10 protein-coding genes, 3 pseudogenes and 1 riboswitch are annotated in these 15097 nt (G+C 70.5%); of the genes and pseudogenes, 9 read left to right on the top strand and 4 right to left on the bottom strand.

From position 1 onward, the window contains the following. Nucleotides 1–882 (top strand): annotated as a pseudogene (locus AC08OQ_RS10240) (hypothetical protein); the annotation flags it as partial. Here AC08OQ_RS10240 and AC08OQ_RS10235 read toward each other — a convergent pair. Beyond that, entirely contained in the window at nucleotides 788–2308 is a 1521-nt protein-coding gene (locus AC08OQ_RS10235; protein WP_476612008.1) for a glycosyltransferase 87 family protein, read from the bottom strand. The pseudogene AC08OQ_RS10240 and the gene AC08OQ_RS10235 overlap by 95 nt on opposite strands. 203 nt (nucleotides 2309–2511) lie before the next feature. On the opposite strand from AC08OQ_RS10235, the pseudogene AC08OQ_RS10230 reads away from it, so the two are divergent. Next, nucleotides 2512–3684, top strand: a pseudogene (locus AC08OQ_RS10230) (Glu/Leu/Phe/Val family dehydrogenase). A gap of 20 nt (nucleotides 3685–3704) precedes the next feature. Here the strand turns inward: AC08OQ_RS10230 and AC08OQ_RS10225 are convergent. Continuing rightward, nucleotides 3705–4118: an RNHCP domain-containing protein gene (locus AC08OQ_RS10225; RefSeq protein ID WP_476612007.1), complete on the bottom strand. Its 414-nt coding sequence runs from the start codon at nucleotides 4116–4118 to the stop codon at nucleotides 3705–3707. A 287-nt stretch (nucleotides 4119–4405) separates the two neighbouring features. Between AC08OQ_RS10225 and AC08OQ_RS10220 the strand changes: the two genes are divergently transcribed. The 4 genes from AC08OQ_RS10220 (at nucleotide 4406) to AC08OQ_RS10205 (ending at nucleotide 8061) form a co-directional block, all read left to right on the top strand. Then, on the top strand, nucleotides 4406–4744 hold the full coding sequence (locus AC08OQ_RS10220) for a DUF3263 domain-containing protein (protein WP_476594540.1): 339 nt from the start codon (nucleotides 4406–4408) through the stop codon (nucleotides 4742–4744). Nucleotides 4745–4752: 8 nt separating this feature from the next. Then, nucleotides 4753–5418: a LytR C-terminal domain-containing protein gene (locus AC08OQ_RS10215; protein ID WP_462186153.1), complete on the top strand. Its 666-nt coding sequence runs from the start codon at nucleotides 4753–4755 to the stop codon at nucleotides 5416–5418. Nucleotides 5419–5487: 69 nt separating this feature from the next. Beyond that, entirely contained in the window at nucleotides 5488–6336 is an 849-nt protein-coding gene (gene otsB / locus AC08OQ_RS10210) for a trehalose-phosphatase (protein WP_476602101.1), read from the top strand. 201 nt (nucleotides 6337–6537) lie between these two features. Beyond that, nucleotides 6538–8061 (top strand): alpha,alpha-trehalose-phosphate synthase (UDP-forming), encoded by a 1524-nt coding sequence (locus AC08OQ_RS10205; RefSeq protein WP_476602100.1) that lies wholly within the window; start codon nucleotides 6538–6540, stop codon nucleotides 8059–8061. A 63-nt stretch (nucleotides 8062–8124) separates the two neighbouring features. Here AC08OQ_RS10205 and AC08OQ_RS10200 read toward each other — a convergent pair whose 3' ends face one another. Further along, nucleotides 8125–8922, bottom strand: coding sequence for an HAD family hydrolase (locus AC08OQ_RS10200; RefSeq protein WP_462203516.1), 798 nt, complete (start codon nucleotides 8920–8922; stop codon nucleotides 8125–8127). A gap of 207 nt (nucleotides 8923–9129) precedes the next feature. Then, nucleotides 9130–9246, top strand: a riboswitch (SAM riboswitch). An 8-nt stretch (nucleotides 9247–9254) separates the two neighbouring features. Here AC08OQ_RS10200 and thrC point away from each other — a divergent pair. The 3 genes from thrC (at nucleotide 9255) to AC08OQ_RS10185 (ending at nucleotide 13593) form a co-directional block, all read left to right on the top strand. Beyond that, the gene (gene thrC, locus AC08OQ_RS10195) at nucleotides 9255–10532 is read left to right on the top strand and encodes a threonine synthase (protein WP_476601379.1); all 1278 of its coding nucleotides are present in this window, start codon (nucleotides 9255–9257) and stop codon (nucleotides 10530–10532) included. Nucleotides 10533–10866: 334 nt separating this feature from the next. Further along, nucleotides 10867–12489 (top strand): chaperonin GroEL, encoded by a 1623-nt coding sequence (groL, locus tag AC08OQ_RS10190; protein WP_476593858.1) that lies wholly within the window; start codon nucleotides 10867–10869, stop codon nucleotides 12487–12489. Nucleotides 12490–13047: 558 nt separating this feature from the next. Next, nucleotides 13048–13593 carry a Uma2 family endonuclease gene (locus AC08OQ_RS10185; protein ID WP_476593857.1) on the top strand — a complete coding sequence of 182 codons (546 nt, stop codon included), beginning with the start codon at nucleotides 13048–13050 and terminating at the stop codon, nucleotides 13591–13593. Between the two features lie 17 nt (nucleotides 13594–13610). Here the strand turns inward: AC08OQ_RS10185 and AC08OQ_RS10180 are convergent. Further along, nucleotides 13611–14879 (bottom strand): annotated as a pseudogene (locus tag AC08OQ_RS10180) (DNA repair helicase XPB); the annotation flags it as partial. Between the last annotated feature and the right edge of the window lie 218 nt (nucleotides 14880–15097).

Here is a 15097-nt window from a genome sequence, read left to right as displayed (position 1 = left end):
GCCGCCCGGCCGGCGCGACGCCCGATCCGCGCCGGCGCCGTGCTGCTCGCGGCCGATGCCGCCGCGGTCGCGCTCGCCGCGGGGCTGAGCATGGTGGCTGGCGGCTTCGGTCCGACCTGGATCCACGCGTTGTCCACGTCGGGCACCCTGACCACGGGGATCGCACCAGCCTCGATTCTCGCCGCGGCGGTCGACGGGGTCGGCGGCATGCTTGGTCCGGTCGGCCGCCATCCGTCCGGCGCCGAAACGCAGCGGGCGACTCGGGCCCTGTGCCTGGCCGGCGCGGCGCTGGTGGTGGCCTGGCTCGCCCTGCGCGCATGGCGGGACCGGGGCGGGTACACCGGCGGGGGTTCGCCCGGTTCCGGCGGGAACGAGCCCGGCTCGGGCACCGGCCGTCGGCACGACCTGATCGTGCTCGGCTACGGCGGGCTGGCGGTGGCGCTCGGCAGCCCGGTGCTCTACCCCTGGTACCTCGCGCTGTGCCTGCCGGCACTCGCGGTCGCCGTGGCCCTCGCCCGGTCAACCCCGCCGGCGCCCCACCCTGGAACGGCGCCCCACCCCGGGACACCGGGGATGCAACCACGCCGCATGAGGCGCCTCGGGGCAGCCATCGAACGGATCGTCGGGGGGTTCGGGGGGTGGACCACCGCCCTGGTGGTCGTCACGTCGGCCTGGCTGTGCCTGACGACCCTCGCGCCGCTCGCCGCGACCTGGCGGCTGCTCGGGCGCGCCGAGACGTCCCTGGCCGTCATCGGCTGCGCCGGCCTTGCGGCCGCGGGAACGGTCATCACGCTGGTCGTGATCCGGCGGCGGCACGCCACGCCCACCCGCAGACGGCGACCAGTCCGACGTTGCGGACCACCAGGACCAGGCTCATCATGATCCGTCCCTGGACGACGTCGTTGTACCGCCACGGATAGACGACCTGGGAGAGCACGACGCAGATCAGCAGCAGCGCCACCCACCGCCACGACGGTCCACCGGCCGGGACGGTCAGGCCACCGGAGCCGGCGGGCCGGGCCATCGCGATCCAGACCGCGACGAGCGCCATGATCCACACGAGGTACTGCGGGCTGAGCACGCGGGCGGTCACGACCACGACAAGCAACAACGCGAGTGTGCGCCCCACGAGCACACCGGCCCGGCCCGCGCCGTCCGCCGCCGCGGGCGGACGCACCCACCCCCACCACCACAGGGCCGAAATGACGATCACTACGATCTCGGTCAACGAGCATGCAGTGGCCACGCTGCGGGCCAGCGGGGTGTCGAACTGGAGCGAACCGTAGGAATAGCCGGGTGCCGTTCCATGGCCGAGCATGTGGGCGACGACGAACGGCGTCGCGGCCACCGCCTCCACCTGTAGTCCGCGGGCCTGCTGCGCGCCAAGAAACCCGAACGCGTCCCGCCACCACCCGGTGACCGCGAACAGCGCCGCGAGCCCCCCGACGGCGCACAGGACGCCGGCGGCAAGACGTAACCAGTCCGGCGAGGGCGCCGGGAATCGACCAGTGGGCCGGCCAGTGGGCCGGCCGGGGGGCAGATCGGGGGACCGATCGGGGGGCGCCGACCGACCCGGAGACCGGAGCGGCGGACGGGACAGGGCGATCAGCAGCAGGACCGGCCAGATCTTGAGCAGCGCGCCCGCGGCGAGATGAAATCCCGCCCGGCCGGACCGGCCCGCGGCGAGCGCGAGCACGGCCGCGACCGCCGCCGCGGCCGGCAGCAGATCGAAACGGGCCAGCGCCACCGGTCCCAGCGCGGTGAGACCGGCCACCCAGAACCCTGCCGCCGGGACCGAGCGACGCACCAGCGCGGCGGTCAGGACGGCGTCGACGGCCACCATCATCCCAATGAACACCGCTCGATAGGGCAATCCCAGATGGGCGTGAGTTACGTCGGGCAACACGAACACAACTGCCGCGCCCGGCGGATACTGCCAGCGGTCGTCACCGGTGGGCATCCCCTCGCCGCGACCGAGCCCGCGGCCCCACTCCGCATAGATGTGTAGATCGCCGAGCACGCTCTGCTGCATGCCGAACGCCTGGTCGGTCACCACCAGGATGACGAGGACGGCACGGCTGACCAGCCACCATGCCCAGAGGCACCGGGCTGACCGGTCGGGGGTGCCGGCTCCGGGGCGGGCGAGCGCGGCCAGCCGTCCGGGTGCGGACAAAGCCGGCCCCCCGGCCCGCCGCGGCACCGGGAGGCGGCTCGACGGGTCCGCGCGCACGCTCGCGACCGTACCCGGAGGTGCCTGGTGGGCGATGGCGCGCCCTGCGCGCACCCGACAGACGGCATCTCCCGTCACCTATTGTTTGCGCCATATCGAGTCACCACCGCGGCGCGCAACGGAGCGCGCCGTGGCCGGCGGACCGGGCGGCGCGTTCGGCGGCGAAGGGTGGCTCGAAACGCGCCGCGGAGGTGCCTGTGATCCTCGGATCCGGCTCAGCATGGGACACGGCCTGCGTTCAACTGGCGAACGCGGCTCGTCATCTGGGCCTTGACGACGGTATGCACGACCTGCTCCGCACGCCCCGCCGGGCGATCACCGTCAGCGTTCCGCTACAGCGCGACGACGGTCAGCTGACCGTGCTGACCGGCTATCGCGTCCAGCACAACCTCGCCCGTGGCCCGGGCAAGGGGGGGATCCGCTTCCACCCCACCACCGACCTCGACGAGGTCAAGGCGCTGGCGATGTGGATGACCTGGAAGTGCGCGCTGATGGGGATCCCCTACGGCGGGGCCAAGGGTGGCATCGCGGTGGAACCGGCGATGCTCTCCCTACCGGAACGCGAACGCCTGACCCGGCGCTACGCCGCCGAACTCGTCCCGTTGATCGGACCGGAGAAGGACATCCCGGCACCGGATGTGGGCACCGACGAGCAGACCATGGCCTGGATCATGGATACCTACTCGGCGCACACCGGGTACACCGCCACCGGCGTGGTAACCGGCAAGCCGCTGTCCATCGGCGGTTCTGCCGGTCGGGCCGGGGCGACCAGCCTGGGGGTGCAGCTTTCGGTGTTCGCCGCGCTGCGCGAGACCGGGCGCGACCCGCACGCGATGACAATCGCGGTCCAAGGCTTCGGCAAGGTGGGGACGCTCGCGGCCCAGTACCTGCACGACGCCGGTTGCACTGTGGTCGCGGTCTCGGACGCGAAGGGCGGGATCTACAACCCGCAGGGACTCAACCCGGCCGCCCTCATCCGCTATCTCGCCGACGGCGCGGAGACGGTCGTCGGCTACCCGGGAACCGACACGATCACCAACGTCGAGCTCCTGGAGCTCGACGTCGACGTGCTCGTCCCCGCGGCGCTGGAGGGCGTCATCACGGTCGAGAACGTCGACCGGGTCCGCGCGCCGATCATCGTCGAGGGCGCCAACGGCCCGGTGACCGCCGAGGCCGACCAGGTCCTGGACGACCGGGGCGTCCTGGTGGTGCCGGACATCCTCGCCAACGGCGGCGGGGTGGCGGTCTCGTACTTCGAGTGGGTGCAGGACATCCAGGCGTATTTCTGATCCGAGGACGAGGTCAACGACCGGCTCCGGGCGCTGATGGACCGCGCGTACCGCGAGGTCTCCCTGCTGGCCACGACCCAGAAGATCAGCATGCGCAGCGCCGCGCACGTCATCGGGGTCGGCCGGGTGGCCAACGCCCACCAGACCCGGGGTCTGTATCCCTGACCGGCAGCCCTGACCGGCGGTCATAAGCGCCGCGCGCGCCCCGGGCGGCGCGGCGGTCGCGCCCCGGGGTCCGGCAGCCCTGGGGCCGGCAGCCCTGGGGCCGTCGCCGCCTGCGCGACCGCGGCGGCGACCGCCAGCAGCGTGTCGCGATCGTCCGCCGGAGCGGACCGGTTGCGGCGCCGATGCCCGCACCGCTCGCAGACGTGCGTGATGACCAGATCGTGCGTACGGCTCTCCACCGCGACCGGCCGCATCACACCGCCGCACCGCGCCGCCCGATCGCCGGGGTTGACGTCGACGTGCCGCGACGACAGACAGGACGGGCAGTGGTTGGTGTACCCGTCACCACGCACGGCCGTCCCGCAGACCAGGCAGACGAAGTCCTCGGTGGTGCGGGTGAAGCGCCGGCTCACCGGCCAAGAGTAGGTCACCACACGGCGTGCCCCGCCTGCCCGGAGGCCAATCGGTGCCAATGACAGCCAATCGGGGCGCTCTGACCTGGCCGGAACTCTGACCTGGCCAGGACCAGGTGGGAGCCTCCCGCGAGCGTCTCATCAGATCCGCGTCGGGCGGCCGGACCGCGGGCGGGACGTGTGTCGCCAGAGACGCCGAGGATGTCGGACCCACGGGGTGAAATAGTGGGCGGCGCACCATACCGGGCGTGGTACGTCGGCGCACCATCGCGCCCATCGTCCCGGATGCGTCCCGAGGAGGTCCCGCTGTGGAGGCAGCACACCCTCTACCGCCCGAGAGCCTGCCGCCCGAGAAACCAGCGCCCGAGAAACCAGCGCGGGCGGACGTCCCACCCAACGAACTGTCCGATCGCGATCGTCGCATGTTGCGCTTCGAGCAGGGTTGGTGGCGTCACCCGGGGGCCAAAGAGGAGGCGATCCGGGCCGAGTTCGGGCTGTCATCAACACGCTACTACCAGTTGTTAAACCGGGTGATCGATTCGGAAGCCGCGCTGATAGCCGATCCGATGCTGGTCCGCCGGCTGCGCCGGCTGCGGGAGCAACGTCGGGCGGCCCGATCCGGCCGACGTGACCGGGCCGAGGGGTAAGACCACGCATGACACCTGCCACGAACGCACCGCCGCGGCGTCCCCACCGGCGGCGCCCGGACCGGCTCCACACCCTCGGCGCGGGCGTCGTCGCGGTTCTCGCCGTACTCGCGGGCATCCTGGTGGTCAATCTGCTGAACGGCCCGTCCGACGCGGACGGCTCCACCACCCAGGTCGCGGCCCCGACGCACTCGGCGCGGCCGGGCACGGACCAAGCCGGCGGCGGCCGGACCACTCCGGCCCCGTCGCCGCACCGCGCGGCGGCCACGTCCCCGGCCCCCGGCCCGGGGGCCACGAAGACGGCGCCGGCGTCCCTGGAACCGACGCCGGCGCCGTCCGCGTCCACCGCGACGAAGCCGCCGGCCCCGCCGGGACCGAAGGCCACGGCCCCGGTGGTCGTCCTGAACAACTCGCGGGTCGCCGGGCTCGCCGAGGTGGCCGCCAAGCAGGTCGAGTCGGCCGGGTTCCGGGTCGAGCGGGTGGGCAACTACCAGTCGATCTACAACGTCCCGGTGACGACGGTCTTCTACGACGACGACGACGCCGCCCGAGCCCTGAAGGAGGCGATGCCGGGCATCGAGAGCATCGTGCCCCAGTCGAAGACCAGAATCGTCTCCACCGACGCACTGATTCTGGTGATCACCCGCGACTTCCCCGCCCGCCCGGAAAAATGATCACTTGACCGCCGCGCCACGCTCCTCACCGGCGCCCGACCACCTCGCCCCGTGACCGAGGAAGGCCCAGTGACCGAATCCGCGCCACACAGCCCACCCGCCCCCCGCACACCCGCCGGGGGCGCTGGACTCGCCGCCCTGCTCACCGCGCCCGAACGCGCCCTGATCGCCCTCGACTACGACGGCACCCTCGCGCCGATCGTCCCGCGGCCGTCGGACGCCGTCCCGGCGCCGGGGGCGATGGAGGCGCTGCGCCGGATCTCCCATGAGGTCGGCACCCTCGCCGTCATCACCGGACGGCCGGTGGACTCGCTGCTGGAACTGACCGGGCTGGAGAAGATCCCCGACTTCGGGAACCTGATCATCCTTGGCCAGTACGGACTGCAGCACTGGGACTCGGGCAGCCGCGCGATCAGCAGTCCCGAGCCGCTGCCCGGGGTCGCCGCGGTCCGCGCGGCGCTGCCCGAACTGCTCCGCGACGCCCCGGTCGGCACCGCCGTCGAGGACAAGCACCAGGCGCTGGTGGTACACGTGCGGCGCACCGCCGATCCGGACTCGGCGCTCGCCGCGCTCACGCCGGCGTTGACGGCCCTCGCTGAAGACCATGGGCTGGAGGCGGCGCCGGGCAAGCGAGTGCTGGAACTGCGTCCGCCCGGGCACGACAAGGGCGGTGCGCTGCGCAAGCTCATCGCGGCCCGCCAGGCGCGCTCGGTGCTGGTCGCCGGGGACGACTACGGCGATCTGCCGGCATTCGAGGCCGTCGACGAGCTACGGGCGGGCGGGCTGCCCGGTATCACCGTGTGCAGCGACAGCCCGGAGGTCCCGGACGTGATCCGCGAACGCGCCGACCTGGTCGTGGGCGGGCCCGCCGGGATGGTCGCCCTGCTGGAGGTGCTGGTCGAGCGGCTCAGCGGCTGACCGCTCGTGCCCTCTTCGCGCATCCCCATAGGGCGCGCTCAGCCCGCCCCCCGGGGCTCACCCCACCGGCATCCCTAAGCCAACGGCATTTCCGTGAGACATCTGTCGCCGATTCGTGAACCTCCACCGCCAGACAAGACGATCTTGATGGACCGGCGTACAGGGCTGAGCGGATGGCCTACTCTCCGCAGTGTGCGTCGGATGCCGGGAGCCGAGGAAGACACCCTGCCGCGGCTGTGGCCGACTGGCACCGCGCGGGTGCTGGTCGCCTCCAACCGGGGGCCGGTGGCGTTCGCCGTCGGGGACGACGGGAAGCTGCGGATCCGGCGGGGCGCCGGCGGCCTCGTCAGTGGCCTCGGCCGGGTGGCGGCCGACGACTGTGACGGTCCGATGGCGTGGGTGTGTGCCGCCCTCAGTGACGCCGATCGCCGGGCAGCGCGTTCCGCGCCCGCCGGCCGCCTCGATCTCGCCGGCCACGACACCGGCGGCGCCGCCGTCCGGATGCTCGACGTCGACCAGGTCGTCTTTGACCGCGCCTACAACGCAGTCGCGAACCGCACGCTCTGGTTCATCCACCACCTGCTCTACGCGCCGGCGTCGCAGCCGGTCTTCGGCCCGGCGTTCCGCCGCGACTGGGAAGCGTACGAGACCTACAACGAGATGTTCGCCCAGGCCCTCGCGCACGAGGCCGCCCCGGGCGCCTCGGTGCTGATCCAGGACTACCACCTGACCCTGGTCGCCGCCCGGCTGCGGGCGCTGCGGGCGGACCTGCGGATCGCCCACTTCAGCCACACTCCCTGGGCACCGCCGGAGTACTTCCGGATACTCCCGGACGACGTCAGCGAACAGATCCTGCGCGGCATGCTCGGCGCCGACCGGCTCGGGTTCCTCACCGACGCCTGGGCCGACGCGTTCCAGGAATGCTGCCGCGACCTCCTCGGACTGCGGATCGAGCGGCGGGCGGTGACCGTCGGGACGGCCGGGCCGGGACGGGAAGCCGGGCGGCACCGGACGGTGCGGATCGGGGTACATCCGCTCGGCGTCAACGCGGACGAGCTGCGCGGCCGGGCCGCCGCCACCGACGTGGCCGCCCGGGCCGCCGAGCTGGTCGACCTGGCCGGCGGGCGGCGGCTCATCGTCCGGGTCGACCGCACCGAGCTGTCCAAGAACATCGTCCGCGGTCTCGACGCCTACCGGGAGCTGCTGCGCACCCGTCCGGAATGGCGCGGCAAGGTGATGCACCTGGTCTGCGCCTACCCGTCACGGCACGATCTGCCGGAGTACCGGGAATACACCGCCGCGGTGCAACGCCTAGCCGCGGAGATCGAGGACGAGTTCGCCACGGACACCTGGCTGCCGCTGCGGCTGGAGATCACCGACGACTACCCCCGGTCGATCGCGGCCCTCTCGCTCGCGGAGGTGCTCGTCGTCAACCCGATCCGGAACGGCATGAACCTCGTCACCAAGGAGGGGCCGATCGTCTCGATCAGGGATGCCGTCCTCGTGCTCTCCCGGGAGGCCGGAGCCTGCGCGGAGATGGGCACGGCGGCGCTGGTCGTCAACCCGTTCGACATCCAGGCGACCGCGCGGGCTCTGCACACCGCCCTGACGATGCCCGCCCCCGAGCGGCGCCGGCGCGCCGAGGAGCTGGCCGCCGTCGCCGGGCGGCTACCGCCCCAGCTCTGGTTCACCGACCAGCTGCACGCCCTCGCCGCCGACCGGTGACCGTCCGGTCTGCCCTGCCGGTGCCGAACGTCGACGCGCGGACGGCGTTCAGGCGGACCGCGTTCAGGCGGCGACGGCCGCTCGCACCGCGCTGGCCCAGCCGGCGCCGACCGGGCCCGCCTCGACCGTGACGTTGTCGTACCGCGCCAGCAGGGCGGCGATGTCCGGGTGCCGCACCGCGTTCGCGACCAGGTGCATCCGCCCGACATGGGGAGCCATGGCCAGGTCGCTGGCGGAATCGCCGATGGCGATCGCCTCGGCCGGTGACACCCCGCGCCGCTTGAGGTCGTAGGCGACCGCGTCCCCCTTGCCCACACCGTCCGGGACCAGATGGTAGACATGCGGATTCACTCCGAGATCAGGCATGTGGACCGGCGAGATCAGCCCGTTGTCGCGCATGCTCAACCAGGGGAACCCGGTCTCGGCGAGCCAGCCGTCGACCTCCGACACCTCGATCTTCCCGCGAAGCATGACGTCGACCTCCCGGCCGGAGTGCCAGGGGGTGTGCAGCTCCAGCCGCCCGGGGTAGCGCTCGACCATCCGGTCGAGCAGGTACTCCGGTACCTGGTCGAAGTCGGGCGGCATCGCGCCGCGCAGGATCTCGCTGTCGCGCCCCTCGTTCCAGCCGACGATCGCGCCGAGCTCCCCGATGAACCCGTCCGCGCCGAAGATCGCCGCGGCCTCGAGAAGCTGCGGACGGGTACGCCCGCTGACCAGGACCAGCGCAACGCCGGCGCCGTGCAGCTCGGCGAGCGCACGAGCCGGCTCCAGGGTGATCGCTCCCCCCTCCGCCCGGAAGAAACAACCCTTGGGACCGACCATCGTGCCGTCAAGATCGGTATAGACGACGCGGATACTCACTGTTACAGGCTCCCTGGCTCTGGCGTGATCGGGTCGATCTCCGGGCATGGGGGCGCGCGCGGCCGGTACGAGCGGGCAGGACCCGCCCGCACCGGTGAGACCACACCGAGAAACCTCCGACCGACCCATATCATGTCCACAACCAGAGGCAACACCGGTGCACGACCACCCGCGCACGGTCTACAGTACGGACAGACAACTTCATCTGGCTCATCCAGAGGGGCAGAGGGAACGGCCCAGCGAAGCCCCGGCAACCACCCGCATCCCGTGCGCGGCAGGTGCTAATTCCGTCCTGGTGGCAGACTGCCCCGGGAAAGATGAGGAGCTTCTTCATGACACTCGCGCCCGAGCGTGCCACCGGTCCCGCCCTCGACGTCGCGAACCCCGCGGTCTCGCTGTCCTGTCGGCACTGCGGCGCCACCTACCCGCTGTCCCCTACGCATGTGTGCGTGGAATGCTTCGCTCCCCTGGAAATCGCCTACGACCCGGACCTGCTGGCTCGAGTGACCCGAGAGTCCATCGAACGCGGTCCGGCGAACCTGTGGCGTTATGTCGGGCTGCTGCCCGCCGGGCATGACCCGGCGCGGCGGGTCTCCCTCGGGGCCGGCTGGACGCCGCTGCACCCGGCCCCGCGGCTCGCCGCGGAGCTGGGGATGAAGACGCTCTATATCAAGAACGACAGCGCCAACCCCACCCATTCTTTCAAGGACCGGGTCGTCTCCGTGGCGCTCACCGCCGCCCGCGAGCTGGGCTTCACCACGGTCGCCTGCGCCTCGACGGGCAACCTCGCGCAGTCGGTGGCGGCGCATGCGGCCGGTGCCGGGCTGCGCTCGGTGGTGCTCGTACCGCACGACCTCGAGGCCGGCAAGACGGTCTCCACCGGGGTGTACGGCGGGACGCTGGTCGCCATCCAGGGCAACTACGACGACGTGAACCGGTTGTGCAGCGAACTGGCCGGGGAGTACGAGTGGGCGTTCGTCAACGTCAACGTCCGCCCCTTCTACGCCGAGGGGTCCAAGACGCTCGGCTACGAGGTCGCCGAGCAGCTCGGCTGGCGGCTGCCCAAGCAGGTCGTCGTGCCGATCGCCTCCGGCTCGCTGCTGACAAAGATCGACAAGGCCTTCGGTGAGCTCGGCCGGCTCGGCCTGGTCGAGCCGGCGCCGTACAGGGTGTTCGGTGCGCAGGCGGCCGGCTGCAACCCGGTGGCCGCCGCGTTCGCCCGCGGCGTCGAGACCGTCGCCCCGGTCCGGCCCACCACAATCGCCAAGTCGCTGTCGATCGGCAACCCGGCCGACGGCCCCTACGCCCTCGACGTGGCTCGGCGGACCGGCGGGGCGATCACGGACGTGACCGACGAGGAGATCATCGACGGGATCCGGCTGCTCGCCCGCACCGAGGGCGTCTTCGGTGAGACGGCCGGCGGCGTCACCGTGGCCACTCTGCGCAGGCTGCTGCGCGAGGGGCTGCTCGACCCGGCCGCCGAGACCATCCTCTACAACACCGGCGACGGGCTGAAGACGCTTGACCCCCTCGTCGAGACGGGCGGACCGACCGCGACGATCAAGCCGTCGCTGCGCGCCTTCGAGGCCGCCGGCCTCGGCGACGACTGACTCGGGCGCAGCACAGCCCGGCACAGCGCATTCGACGAACTTCGTGGACCACGCCGGACCAACGGAAGGGCCACGGACGACGGCGAGGCGCCGCGGGGGGATCGGAGCCGGGCACGCGGAACCATGGGTCAGCTTGCACTCACTCGTGCCGAGTGCTAAACAAGAGCTGGCACTCTCGTCTAGGGAGTGCCAAGGCTGAAACGGCGAGGCTGCCCGATCCGCGCTGTGTCCGAGGTGCATCACCCGGGTCCGGAGCAGGCGGGAGCCGTCCGTCGCGGGCGTCGTTAGGGCCAGGCCATCGAACCTGCCATCCCACTGGGAGGACCCAGAAACCATGCCGAAGATCATTGCCTTCGACGAGGAGGCTCGGCGCGGCCTGGAGCGCGGCATGAACCAGCTGGCCGATGCGGTCAAGGTCACGCTCGGGCCGAAGGGCCGCAACGTCGTGCTGGAGAAGAAGTGGGGCGTACCCACGATCACCAACGACGGTGTGAGCATCGCCAAGGAGATCGAGCTCGAGGACCCGTACGAGAAGATCGGCGCGGAACTCGTCAAGGAAGTCGCGAAGAAGACCAACGACGTCGCGGGTGACGGCACCACCACCGCCACCATCCTGGCCCAGGCCCTGGTGCGCGAGGGTCTGCGCAACGTGGCCGCCGGCGCCAACCCCCTCGGGCTGAAGAAGGGCATCGAGGTCGCGGTCGAGCGCGTCTCCGAGGAGCTGTCCAAGCAGGCCAAGGAGGTCGAGACCAAGGAGCAGATCGCCTCCACGGCGTCCATCTCCGCGGGTGACTCGGCCATCGGCGGCCTCATCGCCGAGGCGCTGGACAAGGTCGGCAAGGAAGGCGTCGTCACCGTCGAGGAGAGCAACACCTTCGGCCTCGAGCTCGAGCTCACCGAGGGTATGCGCTTCGACAAGGGCTACATCTCGCCGTACTTCGTCACGGACGCGGACCGTCAGGAAGCCGTCCTGGACGACCCGTACATCCTGATCGTCAACAGCAAGATCTCCGCGGTCAAGGACCTGCTCCCGCTACTGGAGAAGGTCATGCAGACCGGCAAGCCGCTGGCGATCATCGCTGAGGATGTCGAGGGCGAGGCGCTGGCTACCCTGGTCGTCAACAAGATCCGCGGCACCTTCAAGAGCGTCGCGGTGAAGGCCCCCGGCTTCGGTGACCGCCGCAAGGCGATCCTGGGCGACATCGCCATCCTGACCGGTGGTCAGGTCATCTCCGAGGACGTCGGCCTCAAGCTCGAGAGCACCTCGCTCGACCTGCTCGGCCGTGCCCGGAAGATCGTTGTCACCAAGGACGAGACGACCGTCGTCGAGGGTGCCGGCGACCCCGACCAGATCGCCGGTCGGGTCAGCCAGATCCGCAACGAGATCGAGAAGTCGGACTCGGACTACGACCGCGAGAAGCTCCAGGAGCGGCTTGCGAAGCTGGCTGGCGGCGTCGCCGTCATCAAGGTCGGCGCGGCCACCGAGGTCGAGCTCAAGGAGAAGAAGCACCGCATCGAGGACGCGGTGTCCAACGCGAAGGCCGCCGTCGAGGAGGGCATCGTCGCCGGTGGTGGCGTCGCGCTGCTCCAGGCGTCGATCACCGCCTTCGAGAAGCTGGACCTGTCCGGCGACGAGGCGACCGGTGCCAACATCGTCCGGCTTGCGCTCGAGGCGCCCATCAAGCAGATCGCCTTCAACAGCGGTCTCGAGGGCGGCGTCGTGGTCGAGAAGGTCCGCAACCTGCCGACCGGCCACGGCCTGAACGCGGCCACCGGCGAGTACGTCGACCTGATCGGCACCGGCATCATCGACCCGGCCAAGGTCACCCGCTCCGCCTTGCAGAACGCCGCGTCGATTGCCGGCCTGTTCCTCACCACCGAGGCCGTCATCGCTGACAAGCCGGAGAAGAACCCGGCCCCGGCAGTCCCGGGCGGCGGCGGCGACATGGACTTCTAGTCCAATTCGTCACCTGCTGTACCCTGTACCACCGTCTGGCCGAGGGCGGCTCCGGTTCTCCCGGGGCCGCCCTCGTGCGTTCGCCCGTGCATCACAGCCGAGGCTCCGACGGCTACCCCAGGAAGCTCGCCGAAGGCGAGCTGACGGAAACCCCGTCTCCACCCTGATGCCAGGGGTCCCCGCACTGCGCCGAAGGCGCCGTGCGGGGCAAGGCTCGCCCCCGCGGACGGGAGGTTCCGCGAGGGCGAGCTCTCCGGCGTGGGAGCGGGCGCCGCTCGGGACGGAGCGAACGCCGGAAGGCACTCCCAAAGGCGACCTTTCCAAGAACGCTCTTCTCGGCCGCCATCGACGGCGATCAAATTACCATCGGGTAATCCAAGAGACAAGAGCTTTATGTCACTCCTTTTGAACAATTCGAAGGTCACCTTCGTTAGACTTCGACCTTTTACCGCGACACGGACAATTAACGCATGCCAGCTTTAGACAGCGGCCACGGCGACAGGCACGATAGCCCTCGTGGTTCAGGCCCCCGCACAGCCGCGCTCCCATCGCCCCTCGATGACCGTTCCCACTCCCCCGGTCACCGTGGAAGATCTCGACACGGGCGGGCATGATGACGCTCGGTTCGAACTCCTGGACGGCTTGTGCGTCCTGCGACCATGGCCGACACCGCTGCGGGCCCGCGTCACGGCGCGCCTGGTCCGGATCCTGGCGGGCACGGCCTCCTCCGGAGCTCAGATCCTGCCGGCCGGGATCGGGGTGGAGCTGTCCCCCCGCAGTCTGCTCGTGCCGGATGTCGTGGTAGCGGCGAGCGGTGACACCGGCCGTCGGCTCCGGGGCACCCCGTCCCTCGTCATCGAAGTGGCCGACGCCAGCACCCGGCGCTACAACCGCACCCTCAAACTCGATCTCTACCGGCAACGCGGCGTGCCGTCCTGCTGGCTGATCGACCCGGACACCGCCACCATCGAGGCGTACGACCTGGTCGCCGATGCGTACCTCGCCACCCGCACGGTCAGCGGGAAGGAGACCTTCACCGCCACTCAGCCCTTTCCGGTGGCGATCCAGCCGGCCGAGCTGATCGACCCGCCCGACTCGGAGTGATGGCGCGACCCCGACCGCTACCCCAGGACGTCGTCGGCGTCGACGATGGTGTAGGCGTAGCCCTGCTCGGCGAGGAATCGCTGGCGGTGTGCCGCGTACTCCTGGTCGAGGGTGTCGCGGGCCACCACCGTGTAGAAGTGCGCCGTGCGGCCGTCGGCCTTGGGCCGCAGCACCCGACCGAGCCGCTGGGCCTCCTCCTGGCGGGAACCGAACGTGCCCGAGACCTGCACGGCCACCCCGGCCTCCGGCAGGTCGATGGAGACATTCGCGACCTTGGAAACGACCAGTGTGGTGATCTCCCCGGTCCGGAACGCCTCGAATAGCCGCTCCCGCTCCCGGTTACGGGTGGAACCCTGGATGACCGGGGCGTCCAACAGCTCCCCGAGCTCGTCGAGCTGGTCGAGATATGCGCCGATCACCAGCACCCGGTCATCGGAGTGCCGGCGGACGAGACGTTCCACCACCGCCCGCTTGCTGCGGGCGGTGGCACACATCCGGTACCGCTCCTCCGGCTCGGCGACGGCGTAGGCCATCCGCTCGTCCTCGGTGAGCGTGACGCGCACCTCGGTGCACTGCGCCGGCGCGATCCAGCCCTGTGCCTCGATCTCCCGCCACGGGGCGTCATACCGCTTCGGCCCGATCAACGAGAAGACGTCGCCCTCCCGGCCGTCCTCCCGGACGAGGGTCGCGGTCAGGCCGAGCCGACGACGGGACTGGATGTCGGCGGTCATCCGGAAGACCGGCGCCGGGAGCAGGTGCACCTCGTCGTAGACGATCAGACCCCAGTCCCGGGCCCCGAACAACTCCAGGTGCAGGTATTCGCCCTTACGCCGGGCCGTCATCACCTGGTAGGTGGCGATGGTGACCGGCCGGATCTCCTTGCGCTCCCCGGAGTACTCGCCGATCTCCTCCTCGGTCAGCGAGGTGCGGCGCAGCAGCTCGTGCCGCCACTGCCGGCCGGCCACCGTGTTCGTGACCAGGATCAGCGTGGTCGCCCCGGCCTGGGCCATGGCCGCGGCGCCGACGATGGTCTTCCCGGCACCCGCGGGCAGCACGACGACCCCCGACCCGCCCTCCCAGAACCCGGCTACCGCACCCTTCTGGTAGTCGCGCAGCTCCCAGCCGTCCTGGCGCAGTTCGATCCGGTGCGCCTCGCCGTCGACGTAACCGGCGAGATCCTCCGCCGGCCACCCGAGTTTGAGCAGTGCCTGCTTGAGCCGGCCGCGCTCGGAGGGGTGCACGGCGATTGTGTCGTCGTCGATGCGGGAGCCGAGCATCGGCACGACCTCTTATGTCTAGGTATAATAAACCTATTTAGTTCATTAATTTATTATATCTCTATATATGAATTGAAACAAACCAAATGCATTAGGATATGTGGACATTCCTGGTTCACAATAATTTTTTTTATTATCTTATCACCAAAAGCCACACAAACAACATGGTATATGTCTATCCATATTTAATTCATAGTACTATATTATAATAAGCAACTGCATATTAT

This window comes from Frankia sp. CcCS3, assembly GCF_977927575.1.
This window is presented reverse-complemented; position numbering and strand designations above follow the sequence as displayed.